Origin of the sequence: Microtetraspora sp. NBRC 13810 (assembly GCF_030268685.1) — a bacterium.
GTDB lineage: Bacteria > Actinomycetota > Actinomycetes > Streptosporangiales > Streptosporangiaceae > BSRQ01.
Genome location: NZ_BSRQ01000002.1, coordinates 649,545 through 668,798, shown reverse-complemented (window position 1 = coordinate 668,798; position 19,254 = coordinate 649,545). Strand labels below are relative to the sequence as shown.

17 protein-coding genes and 1 pseudogene are annotated in these 19,254 nt (G+C 70.2%); 8 read left to right on the top strand and 10 right to left on the bottom strand.

Going from position 1 to position 19,254, the window contains the following annotated elements; all coding sequences use genetic code 11:
• Nucleotides 1-4: 4 nt before the first annotated feature.
• Complete coding sequence (locus tag QSK26_RS06795; RefSeq protein ID WP_285774100.1) at nucleotides 5-640, bottom strand: LysE family translocator; 636 nt, start codon at nucleotides 638-640, stop codon at nucleotides 5-7.
• Nucleotides 641-870: 230 nt separating this feature from the next.
• Here QSK26_RS06795 and QSK26_RS06790 point away from each other — a divergent pair, with 230 nt between their 5' ends.
• From QSK26_RS06790 to QSK26_RS06760, 7 genes are all read left to right on the top strand, one after another.
• Nucleotides 871-2,082 carry an ROK family transcriptional regulator gene (locus QSK26_RS06790; RefSeq protein WP_285774099.1) on the top strand — a complete coding sequence of 404 codons (1,212 nt, stop codon included), beginning with the start codon at nucleotides 871-873 and terminating at the stop codon, nucleotides 2,080-2,082.
• Nucleotides 2,083-2,127: 45 nt separating this feature from the next.
• Complete coding sequence (locus QSK26_RS06785) at nucleotides 2,128-3,651, top strand: sugar ABC transporter ATP-binding protein (protein WP_285774098.1); 1,524 nt, start codon at nucleotides 2,128-2,130, stop codon at nucleotides 3,649-3,651.
• Nucleotides 3,644-4,705: an ABC transporter permease gene (locus tag QSK26_RS06780; protein WP_285774097.1), complete on the top strand. Its 1,062-nt coding sequence runs from the start codon at nucleotides 3,644-3,646 to the stop codon at nucleotides 4,703-4,705. Before QSK26_RS06785 ends, QSK26_RS06780 begins: the two co-directional genes overlap by 8 nt.
• 28 nt (nucleotides 4,706-4,733) lie before the next feature.
• Nucleotides 4,734-5,795, top strand: a complete 1,062-nt coding sequence (locus QSK26_RS06775) for an ABC transporter substrate-binding protein (protein WP_285774096.1) — start codon at nucleotides 4,734-4,736, stop codon at nucleotides 5,793-5,795.
• A gap of 13 nt (nucleotides 5,796-5,808) precedes the next feature.
• The gene (locus QSK26_RS06770; protein ID WP_285774095.1) at nucleotides 5,809-6,990 is read left to right on the top strand and encodes a Gfo/Idh/MocA family protein; all 1,182 of its coding nucleotides are present in this window, start codon (nucleotides 5,809-5,811) and stop codon (nucleotides 6,988-6,990) included.
• Nucleotides 6,987-7,994 (top strand): sugar phosphate isomerase/epimerase family protein, encoded by a 1,008-nt coding sequence (locus tag QSK26_RS06765; RefSeq protein ID WP_285774094.1) that lies wholly within the window; start codon nucleotides 6,987-6,989, stop codon nucleotides 7,992-7,994. Before QSK26_RS06770 ends, QSK26_RS06765 begins: the two co-directional genes overlap by 4 nt.
• Nucleotides 7,995-8,141: 147 nt before the next feature.
• The gene (locus QSK26_RS06760; RefSeq protein ID WP_285774093.1) at nucleotides 8,142-8,585 is read left to right on the top strand and encodes an SCO6745 family protein; all 444 of its coding nucleotides are present in this window, start codon (nucleotides 8,142-8,144) and stop codon (nucleotides 8,583-8,585) included.
• On the opposite strand, the gene QSK26_RS06755 is transcribed toward QSK26_RS06760, so the two are convergent.
• The 9 genes from QSK26_RS06755 to QSK26_RS06715 form a co-directional block, all read right to left on the bottom strand.
• Nucleotides 8,582-8,719 carry a DUF397 domain-containing protein gene (locus QSK26_RS06755; protein ID WP_352244292.1) on the bottom strand — a complete coding sequence of 46 codons (138 nt, stop codon included), beginning with the start codon at nucleotides 8,717-8,719 and terminating at the stop codon, nucleotides 8,582-8,584. The two genes, QSK26_RS06760 and QSK26_RS06755, sit on opposite strands and share 4 nt — an antisense overlap.
• A gap of 74 nt (nucleotides 8,720-8,793) precedes the next feature.
• Nucleotides 8,794-9,060: a Scr1 family TA system antitoxin-like transcriptional regulator gene (locus tag QSK26_RS06750; RefSeq protein ID WP_285774092.1), complete on the bottom strand. Its 267-nt coding sequence runs from the start codon at nucleotides 9,058-9,060 to the stop codon at nucleotides 8,794-8,796.
• A gap of 885 nt (nucleotides 9,061-9,945) precedes the next feature.
• The gene (locus tag QSK26_RS06745; protein WP_285774091.1) at nucleotides 9,946-10,767 is read right to left on the bottom strand and encodes a phosphotransferase family protein; all 822 of its coding nucleotides are present in this window, start codon (nucleotides 10,765-10,767) and stop codon (nucleotides 9,946-9,948) included.
• A 188-nt stretch (nucleotides 10,768-10,955) separates the two neighbouring features.
• Nucleotides 10,956-11,834: a glycosyltransferase family 2 protein gene (locus QSK26_RS06740; RefSeq protein WP_285774090.1), complete on the bottom strand. Its 879-nt coding sequence runs from the start codon at nucleotides 11,832-11,834 to the stop codon at nucleotides 10,956-10,958.
• Between the two features lie 191 nt (nucleotides 11,835-12,025).
• The gene (locus QSK26_RS06735; protein WP_285774089.1) at nucleotides 12,026-13,183 is read right to left on the bottom strand and encodes a DegT/DnrJ/EryC1/StrS family aminotransferase; all 1,158 of its coding nucleotides are present in this window, start codon (nucleotides 13,181-13,183) and stop codon (nucleotides 12,026-12,028) included.
• A complete protein-coding gene (locus QSK26_RS06730; RefSeq protein WP_285774088.1) occupies nucleotides 13,180-14,256 on the bottom strand; it encodes an NAD-dependent epimerase/dehydratase family protein in 1,077 nt (358 codons plus the stop codon). The genes QSK26_RS06735 and QSK26_RS06730 overlap by 4 nt, the downstream gene beginning before the upstream one ends.
• 20 nt (nucleotides 14,257-14,276) lie before the next feature.
• Nucleotides 14,277-15,701 carry a hypothetical protein gene (locus QSK26_RS06725; RefSeq protein WP_285774087.1) on the bottom strand — a complete coding sequence of 475 codons (1,425 nt, stop codon included), beginning with the start codon at nucleotides 15,699-15,701 and terminating at the stop codon, nucleotides 14,277-14,279.
• Nucleotides 15,702-15,712: 11 nt separating this feature from the next.
• Nucleotides 15,713-16,468: a hypothetical protein gene (locus QSK26_RS06720; protein ID WP_285774086.1), complete on the bottom strand. Its 756-nt coding sequence runs from the start codon at nucleotides 16,466-16,468 to the stop codon at nucleotides 15,713-15,715.
• 46 nt (nucleotides 16,469-16,514) lie between these two features.
• Nucleotides 16,515-17,546: an NAD-dependent epimerase/dehydratase family protein gene (locus QSK26_RS06715; protein ID WP_285774085.1), complete on the bottom strand. Its 1,032-nt coding sequence runs from the start codon at nucleotides 17,544-17,546 to the stop codon at nucleotides 16,515-16,517.
• A gap of 35 nt (nucleotides 17,547-17,581) precedes the next feature.
• Here QSK26_RS06715 and QSK26_RS42090 point away from each other — a divergent pair.
• Nucleotides 17,582-19,161 (top strand): annotated as a pseudogene (locus QSK26_RS42090) (NsdA family TPR-like regulatory protein).
• Nucleotides 19,162-19,254: the final 93 nt, after the last annotated feature.

The window sequence follows — 19,254 nt, the reverse complement described above, 5'->3', positions numbered from 1 at the left end:
GGGCTTACCGCTGGGTCAGGGCGAGGCGGACGCCGAAGGCGATGAGTACCGACCCGGTGACGGCGTCGAGCGCCCGGCGGACCCGGGAGCGGTCGAACAACGCGCGGGCCCTGTCGATCAGGATGCTGTAGAGGGACAGCCAGGCGAAGGTCAGCAGGCTGAACAGCAGCCCGAGCGCGAGCATCCCGGCGAACGCGCCGCCGCCATCGGGCGCGAACTGCGGCAGCAGGCTCATGAAGAAGGCCGCCATCTTGGGGTTGGCCAGATCGTTGATCAGTCCGTGGCGCAGCGAGCGCCCCGGCGTGAGCAGCGGCCTGCGCCGCGGGGAGGCGGCGCCGTGGTCGTCGCCGCCGCGCCAGGCGGACCGCAGCGACTGCATGCCCAGATAGATGAGATAAGCCGCGCCGAAATACTTCAGCGCCAGGAACGCGGGCTCCGAGGCGTGGATCAGGCCGGCGATGCCGAGGCTCGCCGCCAGCGTCCAGATCGCCTGCCCGAGGGCGACGCCCGCGGCGGTCCAGACACCGCTGCGACGGCCGCCGGACAACGCGTTGCGCACGGTGAGAGCCGTGTCCGGGCCGGGGGTACAGATCACGACGAGGGAGACGCCGACGAAGGCGATCAGTTGGGTGACCATCATCCGAGTATCCACGGGCACGTGGCGCGCATCGGCCGCTCCCATCCTCACCCGGCGACCATGGCACTGTGCGGCACGCCTGCTTTCACTGTCAAGGCCCAAAAGACACATGTATCCCGACAGACACTGACCGGGCTTTGTTCGACACGCGACGGAACTTCTGGAAGGTTTCAGTCAGATCACGGTGCCGTTCGGTCTTGATTTAGCGGTTATTACCCTCTTATGGTCGCCGCATGGTCTTCAGTTCCGGAGAGGATCGGACGGTTCCGGGCTCACCGGGCGATGTTCTGACGCTCATCAGTGCCGGGTCGGCTACGACGCGATCCGACCTCGCCAGGGTCACCGGCTTGGCACGTTCCACCATCTCCCAGCGGGTTGACGCGCTCATCGAGCGCGGGCTCGTGCTGGAGACGGAGAGCGGCGAGTCGACCGGCGGCCGGCCGCCGCGGCAACTGCGCCTGCGGACGACCGACCACGTCGTGGCCGGGGTCGACCTCGGCGCCACCCACTGCCGGACGATCCTCATGGACATCAGCGGCGCGACGCTGGGCACCTGCGAGGACCCGCTGCTCATCGACGAGGGGCCGGAGGTGGTGCTCGCCCACGTGGACGAGCGCATCGCGCGGCTGCTGGCCGAGGCGGGCCGGCCGGCGAGCGCGCTGAAGGCGATCGGGATCGGCGTGCCGGGCCCGGTCGAGTTCGCCACCGGGCGGCCCAACAATCCGCCGATCATGCCTGGCTGGAACGACTATCCGGTGCCCGAATTCTTCGCCGGGAGGTACGACGCCAGCGTCCTGGTGGACAACGACGTCAACGTGATGGCGCTCGGTGAGCAGCGGTACGCCTTCGCGGGCACCGGCTACCTGCTCTTCGTCAAGGTGGGCACCGGCATCGGCTGCGGCATCGTCGCCGAGGGCCGGCTGCACCGCGGCGCCCAGGGTTCGGCCGGCGACATCGGCCACATCCGGGTCAGCGGGCACGAGGACGCGGGCTGCCGCTGCGGCAACAGCGCGTGCCTGGAGGCGGTCGCCGGCGGTGCGGCGCTGGCCAGGCGGCTGAGCGAGCTGGGCCTGTCCGCGGAGACCGCGGCCGACGTGGTCGCGCTGGTGCAGAACGGCAACACCCAGGCGTTGCGACTGGTCAGGGAGGCGGGGCGGCTCATCGGCGAGGTGCTCGCCAGCCTGGTCAACTTCTTCAACCCCGAGGTCATCGTGATCGGCGGCGTGCTGGCCAGGGTGCACGACCACCTGCTGGCCGGCATCAGGGAGACGATCTACCGCAGGTCGCTCCCGCTGGCCACGCACCACCTGACCATCGTGCCCAGCCGCACCGGCGTGGACGCCGCGGCGCTCGGCGCCGGGATCCTCGCGGTCGAGCACTACCTGTCCCCGGACAACATCAACCGCATCATCAACGACAGTCAGGTGCCCACCGCGAGCGGTTGATCACCTGACCGGGCAGCGACAGCCGTACGAACACCCAGGAGAGCCATGAGCGATCTGCTGATCATGCGGGGGATCGTCAAGCAGTTCCCGGGCGTGCGTGCCCTCGACGGGGTGGACCTTGAGGTCCGCGCCGGCGAGGTGCACTGCCTGCTCGGCCAGAACGGTGCGGGGAAGTCGACGCTGATCAAGATCCTCGCCGGCGCGCACCGGCCGGACGAGGGCACCATCACCTTCGGCGACGGGGAGATGCGCGCCTCGGGACCGACCGACGCCATCCGGCTCGGCATCTCGACCATCTACCAGGAGCTCGACCTCGTGGACGGGCTCAGCGTCGCGGAGAACATCTTCCTCGGCCATGAGAAGGCCAGCATGGGCTTCACCCGCAAGGGGGAGACCAACCGCGCCGCCCAGGTGCTGCTCGACCGGCTCGGGCACGGGGAGATCCGCCCGTCCACCGAGGTCGGCCGGCTGTCCCCGGCGGGCAAGCAGGTGGTCAGCATGGCGCGGGCGCTGTCCCACGACGCCCGGCTGATCGTCATGGACGAGCCGTCGGCCGCCCTCGCCCACGACGAGGTCGGCAACCTCTTCCGGATCATCAGGGAGCTCACCGCGCAGGGCGTGGCGGTGATCTACATCTCGCACCGGCTGGAGGAGATCCGCGAGATCGGCGACCGGGTCACCGTGCTCAAGGACGGCCGCACCGCCGCCGTCGGCCTGCCCGCCCGCGACACCCCCACCGCCCAGATCGTCTCGCTGATGACCGGCAGGAACGTCGAGTACGTCTTCCCGCAGCGTCCCGCGCCCCGCGCCGAGAAGGGCAAGGAGGTGCTGCGGGTGGAGGACCTCACGGTGCCCGGGGTCGTCGCCGGTGTGTCCTTCTCCGTGCACGAGGGCGAGATCGTCGGCCTGGCCGGCCTCGTCGGCTCCGGCCGCTCGGAGATCATCGAGGCGGTCTACGGGGCACGCAGGTCCTCCGGCCGGGTGCTGCTCGACGGCCGTCCGGTACGGCGGGGCAGCGGCACCGACAACGCCGTCCGGCTGGGCATGGGCCTCGCCCCCGAGGAGCGCAAGGCGCAGGCGCTGCTGCTGGACGAGAGCGTGGCCCGCAACATCACGCTCGCCGGCCTCACCCGGTACGCCAGGTTCGGCTGGATGAACCGGCGCAAGGAGATGGCCGAGGCGAAGGCCCAGGTCGAGGCGCTGGACATCCGTCCGGGCGACCCGAACCGGCCGATCAAGACGCTGTCCGGCGGCAACCAGCAGAAGGCGGTGCTGGCCCGCTGGCTGGTCAACGGCCGCCGGCTGCTGCTGCTCGACGAGCCGACCAGAGGCGTGGACGTGGGCGCCCGCGCAGAGTTGTACGCGGTGATCCGCCGCCTGGCCGACGAGGGCATCGGCGTGCTGCTGGTGTCCAGCGAGGTGCCCGAGGTGCTCGGGCTCGCCGACCGGGTGCTGGTGATCCGCGAGGGGGAGATCGTGCACGAGTCCGACGCCCGCACGCTCGACGAGCACCAGGTGCTCGGACTCGTCATGGCCGCAACATCGTCGAAGGAGGACTCCGGTGAGTGAGGCCCAACCTAAACAGACCGCTCCGGAGGCGCCGCCTTCGGACGAACGCAAACGCGTGGAGCACCAGGGGCGCAGAGCGGACACGCTGTCCGCCTCCCGCTGGGGCGCGCTCGGCCGCCTGGGCGAGACCAGGCACCTCGGCCTGGTCGCCGCGCTGGTCCTGCTGACGATCATCGGCCTGCTCACCAGGCCGGAGAACTTCGCCACCACCGCCAACCTGGTGACCATCCTGGCCCTGGCCTCGACCATCGGCGTGATCACGGTCGGCATGACGTTCGTGATCATCGGCGGCGGCATCGACCTGTCCGTCGGCGCGGTGATGGCGCTCGCCTCGGTGTGGGCGACCACGCTGGCCACCCAGTCCTACGGGCCGGTGGTGATGGCGATCTGCGCCGTCCTCGTCGGCACCGGGGCGGGACTCGTCAACGGGTTCCTCATCTCCTACGGGCGGATGGTGCCCTTCATCGCCACGCTGGCGATGCTGGTCGCCGCCCGGGGACTCGCGCAGCGGATGTCCGACCGCAGGACCCAGTTGGTCCAGCCGGACAACAACGCCCTGGTCGAGCTGTCCACGACCCGGGTGCTCGGACTGCCGCTGCTGGTCTACATCTTCGCCGCCGTGGTGGTGGTCGGCTGGGTGATCCTCAACCGCACCACGTTCGGCCGGCGCACGTACGCGGTGGGCGGCAACCCGGAGGCCGCCCGGCTGGCGGGCATCAACGTGCGCAGGCACACGATGCTCCTCTACGCGCTGTCCGGCTTCTGCTGCGGCATCGCGGCGATCATCATCATGGCCAGGACCACGACCGGTTCCTCCACCCACGGCGACCTCTATGAGCTGGACGCGATCGCGGCAGTGATCATCGGAGGCACACTGCTGACCGGCGGCCGCGGCACCATCGTGGGCGCGATCCTCGGTCTGCTGATCTTCACTCTGATCACCAACCTGTTCATTCTCAACGGTCTCAACACCAGCGATCAGCTCATCGCCAAGGGGCTGATCATCGTCGTCGCCGTACTGCTCCAGCGGCGCAGCCTCGAAGCACGAACATAGCGCCGTAACACCCCCTTTAGGAGAACGCATGAGCGAGACAGTCGGCCGCAGGGGTTTCCTCCTCGGCGGTGCCGTGGTCGGCGCGGGCGCGTTAGTGACCGCCTGCACCAGCAACGAGCCCGCGGCGGCCCCTTCCTCGGCCCCCGTGAACCAGACCCAGGCCGCCCCCGGCGGCAACGACCAGCCGGGTCAGCAGGTCACCATCGGATTCTCGGCCCCCGCGGCGGACCACGGCTGGATCGCCGCCATCGCCAAGAACGCCGAGGCGACCGCCAAGCAGTACTCCGACGTGCGGTTCGTGCCCGTCGAGCCCACCAACGACATCAACCAGCAGATCTCCGCGGTCGAGTCGCTGATCCAGCAGAAGGTCAACGCGCTGGTGCTGCTGCCCAACGACGGCGAGCAGCTCAACCAGGTGGCCCGCAGGGCGATGGACGCCGGCATCCCGGTGATCAACCTGGACCGGGTCTTCCCCGACAAGCTGTCCTACCGGACCTGGGTCGGCGGCGACAACTACGGTCTGGGCGTGGCCGCCGGGCACTACATCGGCAACGCGCTCAAGGCGAAGAACGTCTCCAACCCGGTCATCGTGGAGATCCAGGGCATCGCCACGCTGCCCCTCACCCAGGAGCGCAGCAAGGGCTTCGAGGACGCGCTGAAGACCTTCGGCTTCAGCGTCACCGCCAAGCAGGACGCGAGCTTCACCGTGGAGACCGGTACCGAGGTCGCCAGCAACCTGCTCCAGGCGCACCCGAAGATCGACGCCATGTGGAACCACGACGACGACCAGGGCATCGGCGTGCTCGCCGCCATCAACGAGGCCGGACGCAACGAGTTCATCATGGTCGGCGGCGCGGGCTCGGCCAACGCCATGCGGGAGATCCAGGGCGACACCTCGGTCCTCAAGGCCACGGTCACCTACAGCCCCACGATGGCCTCGTCGGCGATCAAGCTGGCGCGTCTCATCGCCCAGGGCAAGGGTATGAGCGACCTTGTGGAGAACACGGTGCCGCAGTCGATCACGCTGGCGTCCGAGACCATCACCAAGGAGAACGTCCAGCAGTACCTGCCGCTGGGCTTCGAATCCTGATCGGGGGTTTCACGTGCAGGACAACAAGCCGACGCTAGGGGTCGGCATGGTGGGCTACGCCTTCATGGGCAGGGTCCACTCCCAGGCTTGGCGCAGCGTCGGCGCGTTCTTCGACCTGCCGGTGGCACCCGTCATGGCGGTGCTCTCCGGCAGGTCGGAGGAGCGTACAGCCGCCGCGGCGGCGCAGCTCGGCTGGGCCGCGGTCGAGAACGACTGGAAAGAGCTGATCGTCCGCGACGACGTGGCGATCGTGGACGTCTGCACGCCGGGCGACTCGCACGCCGAGATCGCCATCGCAGCGCTGGAAGCCGGCAAGCACGTCCTGTGCGAGAAGCCGCTGGCTAACACGGTCGCCGAGGCGGAGGCGATGGCCGCGGCCGCCGCCGCCGCGGCGGCCAGGGGCGTCCGCTCCATGGTCGCCTTCAACTACCGCCGGGTGCCCGCCATCGCGCTGGCCCGGCGCATGGTCGCCGAGGGCAGGCTGGGCGAGATCCGGCACGTGCGGGCGCAGTACCTGCAGGACTGGATCACCGATCCGGACTTCCCGCTGGTGTGGCGGCTGCAGAAGGACAAGGCGGGCTCCGGCGCGCTGGGCGACATCGGGGCGCACATCATCGACACCGTCGCCTTCGTGACCGGCCAGCAGGTCGCCGGGGTCTCGGCCATCACCGAGACCTTCGTCAAGGAGCGCCCGCTCGCCGAGGAGTCCGCCGGCCTCGCCGCCACCGGCGGGGCCACCCGCGGCCCGGTGACCGTCGACGACGCCGCGCTGTTCATCGGCCGCCTCACCGGCGGGGCGCTCGCCTCCTTCGAGGCGACACGCTTCGCCACCGGCAGGAAGAACGCGCTGCGCATCGAGATCAACGGCTCGCTGGGCAGCCTGGCCTTCGACTTCGAGGCCATGAACGACCTGTGGTTCCACGACCAGACGCTTCCCGCAGAGGAGGCCGGGTTCCGGCGCATCATCGCGACCGAGCCCGGGCATCCGTACCTGGACGCCTGGTGGCCGCCCGGACACGGGCTCGGTTACGAGCACACCTTCACCCACGAGGTGAAGGACTTCCTGGAGGCGATCGCCGCGGGCGCCGACCCCTCACCGTCCTTCGAGGACGGCCTGCGGGTGCAGCGGGTGCTGGCCGCGGTCGAGAAGAGCGCGGCCGAGGAAAGCCGATTCGTATCCGTGGAGGAGATATGACCCGCCCTGTCACGCTGTTCACCGGGCAGTGGGCCGACCTGCCGTTCGAGGAGGTCTGCCGGCTGGCTTCGGAGTGGGGCTACGACGGCCTGGAGATCGCCTGCTGGGGTGACCACTTCGAGGTGGACAAGGCGCTCGCCGACGACTCCTATATCCCGCGCAAGCTGGAGACCCTGGACAAGTACAACCTCAAGGTCTGGACGATCTCCAACCACCTGCTCGGCCAGGCGATCTGCGACCACCCGATCGACGAGCGGCACAAGGGCATCCTGCCCGCCCGCATCTGGGGCTCCGGGGATCCGGAAGAGGTACGGCAGCGCGCCGCCGAGGAGATGAAGGACACCGCCCGGGCCGCCGCCAAGCTCGGCGTGAAGACCGTCGTCGGGTTCACCGGCTCGTCGATCTGGCACACCGTCGCGATGTTCCCGCCGGTGCCGCCGTCCATGATCGAGGCCGGTTACGCCGACTTCGCCGACCGGTGGCACCCGATCCTCGACGTCTTCGACGAGGTGGGCGTGCGGTTCGCGCACGAGGTGCACCCGAGCGAGATCGCCTACGACTACCACACCACGGTCCGCACCCTGGAGGCCATCGGCCACCGCCCGGCGTTCGGCCTGAACTGGGACCCGTCCCACATGGTGTGGCAGCAGGTGGACCCGGTCGGCTTCATCCTCGACTTCGCCGACCGGATCTACCACGTGGACTGCAAGGACGCCAAGGTCAGGGTCGGCGACGGCCGCCGCGGCCGGCTCGCCTCGCACCTGCCGTGGGCCGACCTGCGCCGCGGGTGGGACTTCGTGTCCACCGGCCGCGGCGACGTCCCTTGGGAGGACTGCTTCCGCGCGCTGAACTCGATCGGCTACGAGGGCCCGATCTCCATCGAGTGGGAGGACGCCGGGATGGACCGCCTCGACGGCGCCCCCGAGGCCCTCGCCTACATCCGCAGGCTCAACGCGATCACCCCGCCCGCGGCGGCCTTCGACGCGGCCTTCTCCTCCGAGTGACGTCCGCGAGACTCCGCGTACGGCCGGTGTCCGGGTCCTGGACGCCGGCCGTACGCGGCTTCCGGGGTTGAGTGGCAGCGGTACAGCCGTTTTGATGACAGGCAGGCAGGCTCCGGAGCCGTACGGCGGTTTGATGGTCAGTCGGTGATGACGTCATCGCGCGGGCCGCACCTGGCGTTGTGGCAGGCGTGCACCGTGCTGCGCGAGCACCGCGGCGACGGCCACCTCGCCGCGCTGCTCACCGCGGGGCTGGACGGCTGCGAGGCGTTGGTCTCCTTCGCCGCGGTCAGCGCCGCCCCGGAGGCCAACTTCGCCGGACGCGGCTGGACCGGGCAGCAGTGGGCGGAGGCCAGGGAACGGCTGGCCGAGCGCGGACTGGTCGACGCCGAGGGCCGCGCCACCGACCGGGGACGCGCGCTCCGCGACGACGTCGAACGGACGACGGACCGGCTGGCCGCCGAGCGGGCCGACCGCCTCGCCAAGCTGATCCACCCCGGACCGGCTTGGTGGGTGGCGGAGGCGGGTGTTGTCACGACGGGCGCGCGTGGGTTCTCCGCTGCCCGGCTGGGCTTACACGGCCTGCACTGTTAGATGTCGAATTCACCCTGGTTGGCGCCTTTGAGGAATGCCTTCCACTCTCCGGGAGTGAAGACCAGCGCGGGGCCTTGGGGGTTCTTGCTGTCGCGGACAGCGATGATGCCGGGCAGGTTGGTGGCGACTTCCACGCACTGCCCGTTGTCGCCGCTGGGCGCTGGCCTTGCGCCATTCCGCATTGTCGAGGTTCAGCTGTTCCATCTCCTTATCGCATCTGGGCTGCCAGGACGTCGGGGCCGCCGACGGGGCGGTGTAGCACGCCCTCGTCGACGAGCGCGAGAAAGGTGGGCGGGGTGGGGCCGTCGAAGACGGCGAAGCGGCCGGTCTCGATATGGCTGATGAGCGATTCGTGGCAGCGCATGCGCGCCGCAGCCGCAGCCTGCGTCATTCGGGCGGCCTTGCGGTGCTCAGCGAGGTCGTGGGCGAAGCGGGCTCGGGGGGACATCTGATCGCCAGGATGGTGGGTCTCCATGGCGCCTTCGCGGTGGTGAGCTGGGGCCCATTGCTGCTGGTGACCGTACTGCGACGCCGAGACGACAATCAATACACAGGGCCTGCATTTCTTTGTCGACCGGGTTTCGCGAGATTGCCGTACCAATCAGTTGCGTGAGTGTTCATGCTGAGAGCCGACACAGTCGAAAACGACAGCCCGCCTGTCTCGGGGATCGCGGGCAGCAACTCGGATAAGTCGGTGATTTCGCGTCAATGGGAACCATATCCACGATGCCGGACGTCGCCGGGTGGAAAGGCATGACGTTGCGGCGCAGCGCCAAGACTCCACGGCAGGCACGGCAAGCGGTCAGGCTATGGCTGACCGATGGCCACCCGACGGTCCGAGGCGGCGTCGTGAGCGTCCTGAGTGCCGTCCGTGATGTGCTCGCCCTGATCTGGGTCACCGGCATGGCGTTGAGCGTCGTGCCCACGCTGGAGGCCATCGCCCGGCTCACCGAGGGCGACCCCGTGCGGATGTGTGACGGCTGCCGGGCGCGTCGCCGCTCACAGCTGCGATCAGCCCGCGAGTGGGCGGTCCTGGGGCGCGCCGGAACCCAGCTCATGGTCATGGCCGCAGCGTCGCTGTGGTGGGTTGCGCCCTTCATCCCGGTCCTGCGGCGACTGGGGAGCCTGGCGCATCAGCCCGATGCACCGGCCCCATGCGCGGCTCACTCCCGATGCCTGGCCCTGACCTGGCCATCCCGTCATGGCAAGGGCGCTGGCGGGTCCGGGCCTGGAGAGCGGATGGCTCGGAGAGGCTGGTCGCGCTCATGCAGTCACCGCCAGGGTCACACAGCGCCCCGGAACGCCTACGCGCTGAGCCGGTGACGTGCCGAGCCTCGTGGGCGGCTGGGAGCTGAGGGCGTCAGCTGAACAGCTGCAGAACTCTTTCGGCTTGGCGTTCCAGGGTGCCGGGCGGGTTGTGGGGCGTCGCCGGCCCGTCTGGGCCGAGCTGGAGAAACCACATCAGCGCGATCAGGCGGCGAAAGTCCCGCACGCGTTCGGCTTCCTCCGGGGGCAGGTCGAGGTGGGCCAGGAGCTGTTCTGCGTTCAGGGTGCCGTCGATGCGGGAGACGTGCTCGGTGACTTCGCCGAGTTCGAAGGCTCGATCGTTGCGGCCGGAGTCTTCCCAGTCGATGAGCCACACGCGGTGCTCATGATCGTCCCACAGCATGTTCGCGTGGTTGCCGTCCGCCAGCCCGAGGACGGGCGGCAGCGGGTTGGTGGTGAGCTTGTCGGGGGCGGTGGAGGCCAGCCAGGTGGCTCCCGTGTGGAACGCTTGCCGCACCAGGGGGTTGTCGCCGAGGTCGGGTTGCTTGCCGGCCCAGGCGCGGACTTTGTCCACGGCGGTGACGGGTCCCCAGGGGGCGGGCTGGAGCGCTTCCACCACCTGAGGTGGAATCTGGTGCAGCCGGTTCAGGGCGGCGGCGATCGCGCTGATCTGTTCGTTCGTGGCGTGCTCGCCGCGCAGGACGCGGCCCGGCAGCCTGCTCATCGTGATCATGGGCGGGCGGGCGTCGAGCGCGGCTTGTATGGGGGCGGGGGCCAGGCCGGGCGCGTGTTCGGCCAGGAGCGTCAGTGCCGCCCATTCCCGGTGGGGCTCGCCTCGGTCCCAGGAGGTGTATCGCTTGATCACGACGTCGTCGCCGAGTTCGAGATGGTGGGTGCTGAATCGGTCAGCCGTCATCTGCTCGCTTCGCCCTTTCTGTCCCTCCACCGGAGGGACAGGGTCCTCCAGCGATGTCCTCCCGCGGGGAAGGAAGGGCCTTGACACTACCGAAGGTCACGGCCGGTCATCAGAGCGAAAGTCAGATCCCCTCACGGCCGTCGGCGGCCTGGTTGCCCGGGGCGGAGGTCGCACCCGTCCAGCGGGCGTCAGCAGATGGGGGGCCGCCCTGCTCGGGTAAGCCGGGCCGCGGTGGACCAGCGCATGGGGGCTCGGGTGCCGTGTCCTCCGCGCAGCCCCTCGGCGAGTCCGGCCAGGGACGCCTGCAGCGCCGCGGGGTCTCGGATGCGCCAGAGCGTCACCAGCGCCCATGTGGCGAGGTTGAGCGGGATCAGCGGGACGGGCAGGTTGCGCCGGGCCAGCCAGACCCGGTTGCGGGCGTTGAGCCGGTAGAAGAGGGTGTGGCGGGCCGGATCGGTGGCGGGGTGATGGACGATGACGGCGGGAGCGTAGTGACCGATGCAGCCGCGCTCCCACAGCCGCCAGGCCAGGTCGACTCCCTCGTGAAAGAGGAAGAAGTGGCCGGGCCAGGCGCCGACGGCCTCGAAGGCGTCGCGGCGGACCATGACGACGCCCTCTGCCATGACGGTTGCGGTGCCGGCCCGGTTGGGGTGAGAGACGCGCAGGCGGGGCACCCAGCGACCCAGGGTGCGGCCGGTGGTCGGGTCGGCGATGCGCGGCTGGACGAAGGCGCGGCGCGCATCGCGGGCGAACTCCGCGGCAAGGCGGAGCAGCGTATCGGGGGCGGGCAGGACGGCGTCGTTGTCGAAGAAGAAGATCAACTCGCCCTTGACGTTGGCGGCGCCGACATTGCGTCCCTCGGGAATGCCCACGTTCGTTGGGAGCTCGACGGTCCGCACGCCGTCGGGCACCTGGTCCGGTGTGCAGCCGTTGCCGACCACCACCACATCCAGGTCGATGCCTTCCTGCGACAGCAGGGAATCCATGGCGACCAGGAACTCCTTGGGACGGTCGTTCATGGTCAAGACCACGGCGCCGACCGTGGGGCGCGGGGTGCCAGTGCTCACCGCTCTTCCTTTGCTGTCTGGAGGTCGCGCTGGTACCGGCTGGCGTCATGGCGTGAGAGGGAGGTTCGTCTGCCGCTCACGCTGCCGTCATTCTGCCGCCATGCTGCTGACGCTCCACTTTAACGGGCGATGACGGCGAGCGGGCGCCGAACAGGCAGCGCGTCACGCCACCTGGTCGGCATCGTCGTCGTTCAGCATCCCCACAGCGCGCGAACAGCTGTGATCACCTGGGTGACCTGGTCGTCGGTCATGGCGGGGTAACAGGGCAGCGACAACTGCCGGGCGGCGGCGGTCTCGGTGACCGGCAACGGGCAGGTGACGCTGCCGGAGTGGACCTGCAAGGTGTGCACGGGACGGAAGTGCTGACTGGTCGCGATCCCGTACTCGGTGCGCAGCCGTTCGGCGCTCTCCTCGCGCGTCAGCGGGGCATGGGCAGGGTCGATGAAGATCGAGTAGAGGAACCAGCCGGGCTCGACGCCGGGCAGGACGGCCGGTGTGGCCAGGCCGGGCAGCCCGGCCAGGGCGCCGGTGTAGGCGGCGGCGATCTCCGCGCGGCGCGCGGTGAAAGCCGCCAGCTTGCGCCACTGCGGGAGCCCGACCGCGGCGGCCAGATCGGACATGACGTATTTCAGGCCCGGCACGGTGACCTCGTAACCGGCGGTGCGACCTCCGCTGTGACGCTGCCACACCGAGGCGTCGATGCCGTGCCGGCCCAGCAGCCGGGCCCGCTGGACGAGGTCGCGGCGGCCCAGGAGCATGCCGCCCTCCCCGGTGGTGATCACCTTGTTGGCGTAGAAGCTGAAGGCGGCCAGGTCGCCGACCGTCCCGGCGCGCAACCCGTCACGGCGGGCCAGCAGCGCGTGAGCGGCGTCCTCGATCAGCAGCAACCCGTGCTGGTCGGCCAGGTCGCGGAAGGCGGCCAGGTCGCAGGGGTGACCGCCGTAGTGCATGACCACCATGGCCTTGGTGGCGGCGGTGATCGCGGCCTCGGCCTGCTCGGGGCAGACGTTGTAGGTGGCGGGTTCGACATCGACGAAGACCGGCCGCGCCCCCACCTGCCGCAGCGCGTTCGGCGCGGCGCAGAACGTCAGGCTCGGGGTGATCACCTCATCCCCGTCGCCGATCCCGGCCGCGAGCAGCGCCAGGTGGAGGGCGGCGGTGCAGGAGGAGACGGCGAAGGCATCCGGCACGCCGAGCTCGTCGCGGACGGCCTGCTCCAACGCGGCCGCCTTGGGGCCGTGGGTGAGCCAGCCCGACCGGATCGTGTCCGTAACCTCGGCGATCTCGTCCTCGCCCAGGGACGGCCGGTTCCACGGCACCTGCGTCAGGTTGGGGATCTGTGCGGTCACCGCGCAACACCTCCATAAGCACGGTCGTACTGCTCCTGCAGGCGGTCGCACTCGGCCGAGCGCACCGCGTGCAGGCGGCCGGCGGCATGGCAGGCCCGCAGGCCCTTGAGGTTGTCGTACTCGGGCAGGTCGGGGTCGATGATCTGGTGATCGGCCATCGCGCCGGAGATCTGGCGGACGCCGTCGATCAGCGGCGTCGGGCAAGCACCGGGGAACAGGCTCGCCAGCCGGCCAAAAGAGGTGTGGTAGTCGCGGGCGTCGGCCTCGTCCTGTTCCGGGCCCTGGTCGATTTGCGTGCCGGGCACCGCGCGGGCCACGGTTTGAGCGATCTGGGCGATGGTGTAATTCTCGCGGTCGGTGCCCACGTTCAGGACCCGGTGCCCGCCGCTGTGCCCGTTCGGGCGGTTGAGGACGGCGGCCAGGACCTCGGCCACGTCGGTGACGTGTACCAGGGGGCGGCGCTGAGATCCGCCGTTGAGGGGGATGCGGCCGGTCGCGACGGCCTGGGCGGTCATGCGGTTGACGACCGAGTCCAGGCGTTGGCGTGGGGATCGGCCGTGCACGGTGGCCAGCCGCAGCACGGTGACGTCGGCGTGGCCGTCCAGGACGTCGCGGACGTGCTGTTCGGCCAGCACCTTGGTGCGGGCGTAGATGCCCAGGGGATGCGGAGCGGTGTCCTCATCGACGGTGCCTTCGCGTTGTCCGTAGACGCTGCAGGAGGAAAACAGCACGTAGTGCGGCACGCCAAGGTCGCGGGCAGCGGCGGCGGCCAGGACGGGGGAGGCGAAGTTGAGCTCGACGGCCAGGCGCTCATCCAGCGCGCAGGCCGGTTCCCCCACCAGGCCGCCCATGTGCACCACAGCGTCGGCGCCGTCCACGGCCCGGCGCAGGGCTTGAGGGTCGCGCAGGTCGGCGTGGACGAAGGAACCGGCGGTGGGCAGCAGGTGCTGCGGGTCGTCGTCTCGCTGGTAGATCAGGCCATCGACCACGCTCACGTGGTGACCCAGCGCGGACAGGTGGCGGGTGGCGACGGCGCCGAGGTACCCGGCGCCGCCAAGCAGCACAACACGCATGAAGCTCAACTCCCTTGTCATCAGTGGTTGTTCGAGACGGTGACGGCCGCCGACAGAGCTGTGGCGGGGGGTTCGGCGCTGGCGCCGGTGCGGGGAGTGGCGGGCAGGCGGAAGCGGGCGCGGCCCAGGGCGGTCCCACGCAGATCCGCCAGACGCGGGACGAAGGCGAGCGCCAGTTCCTCGGTGGGATGCAGCAGGCCGCGCTGACAGGTCTCAGCCGTCCAGGTGCGTGCGCCGGTGGGCCAGGCCAGGTTGAGGCCGATCTCCCCTTTGGGGGTGACGCCGTTGAACGGCGTGGGAATCTTCTGCGCGTTCCAGTAGGCAGACGCCGCGGTCGCCTTGGCCTGCTCGAAGATCGGGAACAGTTGCGGGTAGCGGGGACTGGTGCGCAGCAACCGGAAGACCATCTGTCCCAGCAATCCCGGAGCAACCCGGGCCAGGCCGCCGAAGCTGGCCTGGTGGAAGGTGACGGCGGTGGCATCCTGGGAGGGGTCCAGCGCCACGCAGGCGAACAGATGCGCCAGGCGGCGGCGGGTGTAGTCGACCACGCCCGCGGCCAGAGCAGGTTCGATCTGTCCAACCAGGTGCCGGAGCCGGTCGTGGTCGGGGCGGAACAGCGCCAGATCGAACAGCTGGCCCATCGTGTCCACCGCCGCGAACGCCAACTGCTTGTACAGGCGGTTGTTCATCTCCCCGGCCTGGGCACACTGCTGGGTCTGCCGGCAGGTCGAATACAGCATCAGGTATTCGGCTACCACCTCGAAGTACAGGTAGCCGAGGAACGGCACCACTGGCACCGTGGCGGCGAGTTGGTCGAGGAACGGCTTGGCCAGTGTGTCGCTCCCGCACGCGCCGGCCAGCAGTACGTCGAGAAAGGCGGCCACCTGCCGGATGCGGTGCACGCTCGCGCGGCGAAGCTGTTCGTCCTCCTCCGGGGTGAGAAAGACACGGTGGTCTGCATAAGTGCGCAGATGCACGCCGCCGAGGCGAAGATAGTCAACCCCCTTGGCGGGCACCGGACGACCGCTGGCGACCTCGAACACGATCGTGCGCGTGTGGGGTTTGCTCTCCAGCAGCCATGCGCCCAGATTGTGCGGGCGCAGCCCGTCACCCTCGCGCGCGAGCGGCGCGCAATACAGCGCGCCGACCAGGCATCCGGCGGCCTGGTAGAGCTGGCGGTTGGCGCGTATGTCGTCCAGGTACGTCGTGGTGTGCATCAGATAGATCGGCTGGCCGCTGTCCAGCATCTCCAGCAGGGAGCCGGAGCGCAGCAGCCATCCATTGGGGGTCTGCTCTTCCAGGTAGGACTGCCACTCGGCCGCGCCGGCGGCCAGACCACGGGGGGTCGGTCGCGGGCGGTGGCCGGGGCCGTAGTCGGTGTGGGCGTCCTCCCAGAGGGACGCCGCGGCCAGGGCCGCGCCGGGGACGATGACGTCGTGATCCACGATGGGGCCTCCTAGGGCAGGCGGGAGATGATCTGGCGGGCGTGGGTGAGGGCGTCGGGGTGCGAGGCGCCGTCGAGGTGGGCTTGCTCGCTGTGCAGCATCAGATCGGCGGCGACGCCGTGCAGCCAGCTCGGCACGCTCACGCGCAGCCGTGAGGTGTCGGGCCACCACCGGGGCAGCGCAAGCCGGTAGCGGTCCAGGCAGTCGGCCGCCTTCAGCAGATCCGTCACAGGCTCGGCTCGCCGGTAGGCGCGGTGCTGGGCGGGGGAGAAGGCCGGGTAGGCGACGTCGTGCAGGCTGATGGCCGCGCTGGCGACTGCCACCGACTCCGCCGACAGGTCCAGGCCGAACGCGCTTGTGACAACCGGGTGGTGATGCGACAGCCACGCCGCGGCCCGCCGCCCGTGCCCCGGATCGGCCCGATCGTCGCGACGACGGCAGTCATGGACGGCGGCCGCCAGGCACAAGGCGGCGGCCTGGTCGCCCTCCAGGCGATAGTGCTGGGCCAGCAGAGCAGCCAGGAGACAGACCCGGGCGTTATGCCGGACGCCGTGGATGCCGTCGGCGGCCTGCCCGCTGGTGAACCAGGTGGCCTCCGGCACCAGCAGCACGGGCAGGTCCGCCACCGCCACCGTGCGGACCGCTTGCTCGGGTCGGTGCCTGGCGATCCATGTCAAGGTGGGCTGGTCCATGGCCTGGTGCGCGGGCAGACGCCCCAACTGAGCCAGTTCCCAGAGCGGGACGGCAGGCTGTGATCGCGACGGCATACGCTCCTCCTCGACGGGGAAGGCCCCAAGGGGGCGACAAGCGGAGTCAGGGCCGGGTGGCGGCGGGCTGGCGCAGCCACGAGGGGATGGCTTCGGGTGTGTTCTTCAGCCACGCCGCATACCGGGCGATGCCCTCGGCGACCGTGATGCCGGGCCGCCACCCGAGGACCTCGCCCATCCGGCGGGTGCAGGCGTAACCTCCCTGCGGGTCACCGGGCGGCAGCGGCGTGTCATCCACGGTGACGTCCGGGTAGTGGAGGCGGACCAATTCGGCGACCTCGCGGATGGTGGTGCCGACGCCGGTGCCGATGTTGACGGTCTGGTTGTGCGCGGCGGGCGCGATGAGGGCGTGCAGGGTGCCGGTGGCGATGTCGTCCACGTGCACCAGGTCGCGCACCTGACGGCCGCCGCCGTGCAGATGCAGCGGCAGCCCGAGCGCGGCGCGCATGCAGAACCAGGCCACCACCCACGAGTGGCTGTTCTCCTTGATGATCTGCGGCTCGCCGTAGACCGAGAAGTACCGGACGATCGCGTACGAGATGCCGGCCTCGCCCAGCACCGCCGCGGTCTGGAACTCCCCCCATGCCTTGGTGCTGCCGTAGACCGACAGCGGCCGAAGCGGCGCGTCCTCGGTGAACTCGGCGAACTCGCCGGGGAGCGGGTCCTGGTTGCCGTAGACGCTGGCCGAAGAGACGAACACCACCCGCCGCACGCTCGGCGTCGCCGCGGCGGCCTCCAGCACCCGCTGCGTGCCGATGACGTTGGCCTTGATGGCATCCAGCGGCTGACGGGTGCACGCGGCCACATCTGCCAGGGCCGCAGCGTGGATCACATAGTCGCACCCGCTGATCAGCGCGTGGACCATGCCGGGCTCGGCGATGTCGCCGACATGGAAGTCCAGGTCGTCCAGCAGGATCTTGAAGTGGTCGTGGTAGACCCGGCGGGGATAGGCGTCGATCTTGCACACCGACACCGGTCGCGCGCCGATCCGGCGCAGTTGGGCCGTCAGGCGGCTGCCGATCAACCCTCCGGCTCTCGTCACCAGCACCCTCGTGCCCACAAGCGTTTCCAGGGACACGTGCGCTCACCTCCTTGGTTGGCACCGGCCCGGTCGTGAGAGCCGGTTGGTGCCCCTTCACGGAACCTCACGGGCGGCCGGTCCGGGGAGGGCTCACGAGGGGGCTCACAAATCACGGATCAGGTTCACGGTCAGCCCCGGCGGCGTTACCCTGGGTGCCAGGCGCGTGGGAACGGACTGCCGAGCCTCCAGGAGGCGTCGTGGCTGTAGAGACCACCGACGTGCACCATGCATCTGGGCACCGCCCGAACCTGGCGCTGGCCAAACTGATCGCCGCCTCAGGCGCCAGCCACAAGGCCCTGGCCGCGCGGGTCAACCAGCACTGCGAGGCGCAGGGAAAACCCGCCAGCTACACCCACACCTCCGTCGCCAACTGGATCTCCGGGATGACCCCCCGCTGGCCCACTCCGCAGGCGATCGCCGCCGCCCTGACCGAACGGCTGGGCCGCCCCGTCAGCGTGATCGAAATTGGCATGCCGCCACCGGCGACAACCTCCCCCGAGATCGGGTTGGATTTTCCTCGTGAGCTTCCGACCGCTATCGACACCGCCACCGCCTGGTGGGTCCTGGGAGACCAGGTGAACCGCCGCGCCTTCCACCACCTGACATTCGCCGCCGCGGCCTTCGCCATGCCCACCACCCGGTGGCTGATCCAGCCCGCCGATGCCAGCGCCACCATCGAACGCCCCCGCCCCCGAGCCCGCCGCGTCGGCGCCGCCGACATCGCCGAACTCCACGAGGCCGCCGAGCACGCCCGCCGCAGCGACTCCAAGTACGGCGGCGGCTCCTGGGGCGCCTCCATGGTGGACTCCTGCCTGCGCGAGCGTGCCGTCCCCTGCTGAAGGGCACCTACAGCGACGACGTGGGCCGCCACCTGTTCGCCGTCACCGCCCAACTCGGCCGCCTGGCCGGCTACTCGGCCTGGGACGTCGGCGATCAGGCCCGCGCCCAGCGGCACTACATCCAGGCCCTGCGGCTGGCCCGCGCCGCCGGTGACGTCGCGCTCGGCGGCTACGTGCTGGCCTCCATGTCACTGCAGGCCGGGCTCAACGACTTCTGCGACGGCGCCATCGACATGGCCCAAGGCGCCTACGAACGCGCCCGGCACCGCGCGACACCCCGGACCCTGGCGTTCTTCAAACTCGTCGAAGCCCGCGCGCACGCCCGCGCCCACGCCAGCCGCGCCGCAGGGCTGGCCCTGGCCCAAGCCGAAACACTGCTCAGCCAGGCCCGCCCCGACGATCCCGACCCCGGCTGGATCGACTTCTTCACCTACGCCCGGCTGGCCGCCGACGCCACCGAGATCCACCGGGACCTCCAGATGCCGCATATGGTGATGCGCTTCGAGGAACTGGCCACCATGCCTGCCGACGCCTACACCCGCTCCTGCGGCATGCGCAACGCCATCGTCGGCTCCGCCCATCTCCAGGCCCGCCGTCTCGACGAGGGCCTGCACTTCGGGCACCGCGCCGTGGACATCCTGTCGCAGGTCGCCTCCACTCGCTCTCTCACCTACGTCCGGCACTTCCTTGAGGCGCTGAAACCCTGGAACGCCGAGACCTGCGCGCAAGAGTTTCGCCACCGCGTACGTCAGGAACTCCGCGTCCCCGCATAGAACAGCAGCAGGTCGCCAGCATGAACCAGCTGTGCGTCGGCGGCCTGCCGACACCGAAATCAGCAGGCCCGTCGCCTGCCACCTGGCAGGCGC

Bases quoted from the DNA above. Each gene is read 5' to 3' on its own strand.
- QSK26_RS06790 (WP_285774099.1), top strand. From the start codon at position 871: ATGGTCTTCAGTTCCGGAGAGGATCGGACGGTTCCGGGCTCACCGGGC.
- QSK26_RS06750 (WP_285774092.1), bottom strand. From the start codon at position 9,060: ATGGAGACCCACCATCCTGGCGATCAGATGTCCCCCCGAGCCCGCTTC.
- QSK26_RS06720 (WP_285774086.1), bottom strand. From the start codon at position 16,468: ATGCCGTCGCGATCACAGCCTGCCGTCCCGCTCTGGGAACTGGCTCAG.
- QSK26_RS06730 (WP_285774088.1), bottom strand. From the start codon at position 14,256: ATGCGTGTTGTGCTGCTTGGCGGCGCCGGGTACCTCGGCGCCGTCGCC.
- QSK26_RS06745 (WP_285774091.1), bottom strand. From the start codon at position 10,767: ATGACGGCTGACCGATTCAGCACCCACCATCTCGAACTCGGCGACGAC.
- QSK26_RS06785 (WP_285774098.1), top strand. From the start codon at position 2,128: ATGAGCGATCTGCTGATCATGCGGGGGATCGTCAAGCAGTTCCCGGGC.
- QSK26_RS06760 (WP_285774093.1), top strand. From the start codon at position 8,142: ATGACGTCATCGCGCGGGCCGCACCTGGCGTTGTGGCAGGCGTGCACC.
- QSK26_RS06795 (WP_285774100.1), bottom strand. From the start codon at position 640: ATGATGGTCACCCAACTGATCGCCTTCGTCGGCGTCTCCCTCGTCGTG.
- QSK26_RS06765 (WP_285774094.1), top strand. From the start codon at position 6,987: ATGACCCGCCCTGTCACGCTGTTCACCGGGCAGTGGGCCGACCTGCCG.
- QSK26_RS06775 (WP_285774096.1), top strand. From the start codon at position 4,734: ATGAGCGAGACAGTCGGCCGCAGGGGTTTCCTCCTCGGCGGTGCCGTG.